We start from the raw sequence: 1,670 nt of genomic DNA, 5'->3' as shown, positions 1-1,670 counted from the left end.
AAGCACTGTGGCAATATTCAAAGGAAAAAAATTATCCTAAAAATGAATCATATCCGGCAAAAAGCCACTAATCAGTGGGGCCAGAATCGAGAGGGCTACTTTCAGAGAGTCGCTTATCGACTCGTTCATAAAAGCAGAAATGCTTGGGTGAGCCTCCTGATCGTCCACCGAATTGAGGTATGTCTGGGCGTGATTGCGCAGCTGGTAGTAGATCGGTAGGTAAAAGATCGCCAACACAATGCTAAACTGTAAGCCGTACAGGTATACAAACTCAATTGGAATCATGTCTATGCCTTTGGCAACTACCTCTTGCAAAATGGCCTTCCGCAAGGCACCAGTAGTAAACACAGCAAAAGTGATAAGCGTGGTGGAGACCAAAAGAAAAAAGCGTAATGAGTTATTCAAAAGTGTAAACTGCTCTTTAAACGTATGTTTTTTGTCAGGCTTTAGCTGATCAATGCTTTTAGAAATGAAGATCATGCCAAACAAAGCAATAAGTCCGGTCACGGTGGGCACGGCAATCACCACCTGCAGCACCCAGGTTTTACTCACCAGAATACCGAGATAGTCTATCCAGTCCGTATAAGTATAGAGGTATGGGTTTTTTACCAGTAAGAAAAGAAAGACCACCCCAAAGCCTAAGCCAATAGCCGCGATACCCCAAAGCGTTTGTTTAGAAACTTTAAACCACGATTGTAAATAAAACAGGCGGTCGAGCAGTAGGGGAGAGATACCCATGCTGATAGACATCATAACCGTAATGAGTACCACCCAGACCAGAAACTCAGGGTTGAAATGAAAGAAGAAATGGCTTGCTCGCTAAGTGGGTAAATCTGTTTCATTGTCAGTGGATGATTTGTCAGCTTGCTGAGGTTTATGACTGGCAGAATCGGGCTTAGATATAAATTTCTTGAAAAGGGTTTTGTCAATCTTATTGGAGTCATATTGCGTTTTCGCCCGATGTAAAAACTGCAGTGTGTCCTGTTTTTGTTTGGCGGAGTCAACGAGCACTACATAATGAGGTAGCTTAGGCTCAGTCTTGATGTTAAAAGCAATTAAAGACCCGGTGATGAGAAAACCTAGAATGGTGCATATGATTGTAATCCGGGTTATGCCTTTGAAATAGTGATCCATTGGTATAGGGTTGAAAAATTCAATATAGTAAGAGATTGGGCAAAGCGCAAAGTGGGGAGCTCGGAGCACAGAGCGGAGAGCAGAGAGCTAAGAAGCTATGAGCTTTGAGTTACTAGCTGTGAGTGGCGAGCGTTGAGCATAAGTCAGGCTGAGGTTCTCGAAGCCGTTTGTGGGAGCTTAGCGCGGAGAGCCGTGAGTTGCGAGCTAAGAGCTTTGAGTCTTGAGTCGCGAGTACACGAGTGTAATCCCTTTGTGTCAGGCTGAGGTACTCGAAGCCGTTTGTAGGAGCTTAGGGCGGAGAGCGAAGCGCTTAGCGCAGAGAGCTAAAGGCATAGCGTGGAAAGCTTAGAGCTGTGAATCGCGAGTTAAGAGCTTTGAGTCTTGAGTTTGCTCAGTCTCCTCTCAGGACGTCAATCAGAGTGGTAGCGAAGAGTCCCTCTAAATTTTAGAAGAGCTGTGAGCTTTGAGTGATGACTAGTGCTGTGAGTTAGAACTATTTTAAAACAGGCTGTCATTCCGGACTTGATCCGGAATCT

At 44.7% G+C, this 1,670-nt stretch carries 2 protein-coding genes; both read right to left on the bottom strand.

Annotation, left to right across the window (positions count from 1 at the left end; all coding sequences use genetic code 11):
• Positions 1-36: 36 nt before the first annotated feature.
• A complete protein-coding gene (locus E1176_RS01365) occupies positions 37-753 on the bottom strand; it encodes a hypothetical protein (protein WP_185152532.1) in 717 nt (238 codons plus the stop codon).
• 66 nt (positions 754-819) lie between these two features.
• The gene (locus E1176_RS01360; protein WP_155208785.1) at positions 820-1,134 is read right to left on the bottom strand and encodes a hypothetical protein; all 315 of its coding nucleotides are present in this window, start codon (positions 1,132-1,134) and stop codon (positions 820-822) included.
• Between the last annotated feature and the right edge of the window lie 536 nt (positions 1,135-1,670).

The organism is Fulvivirga aurantia, assembly GCF_009711475.1.
GTDB classification, from domain to species: Bacteria; Bacteroidota; Bacteroidia; order Cytophagales; family Cyclobacteriaceae; genus Fulvivirga; species Fulvivirga aurantia.
Note: the sequence above shows the minus strand (reverse complement) of the source record. Positions and strands in the feature narration are given on the sequence as shown.

What these genes read in the sequence shown, in the direction of transcription:
- E1176_RS01365 (WP_185152532.1), bottom strand. Translation starts at nt 753, where the DNA reads ATGATGTCTATCAGCATGGGTATCTCTCCCCTACTGCTCGACCGCCTG.
- E1176_RS01360 (WP_155208785.1), bottom strand. Translation starts at nt 1,134, where the DNA reads ATGGATCACTATTTCAAAGGCATAACCCGGATTACAATCATATGCACC.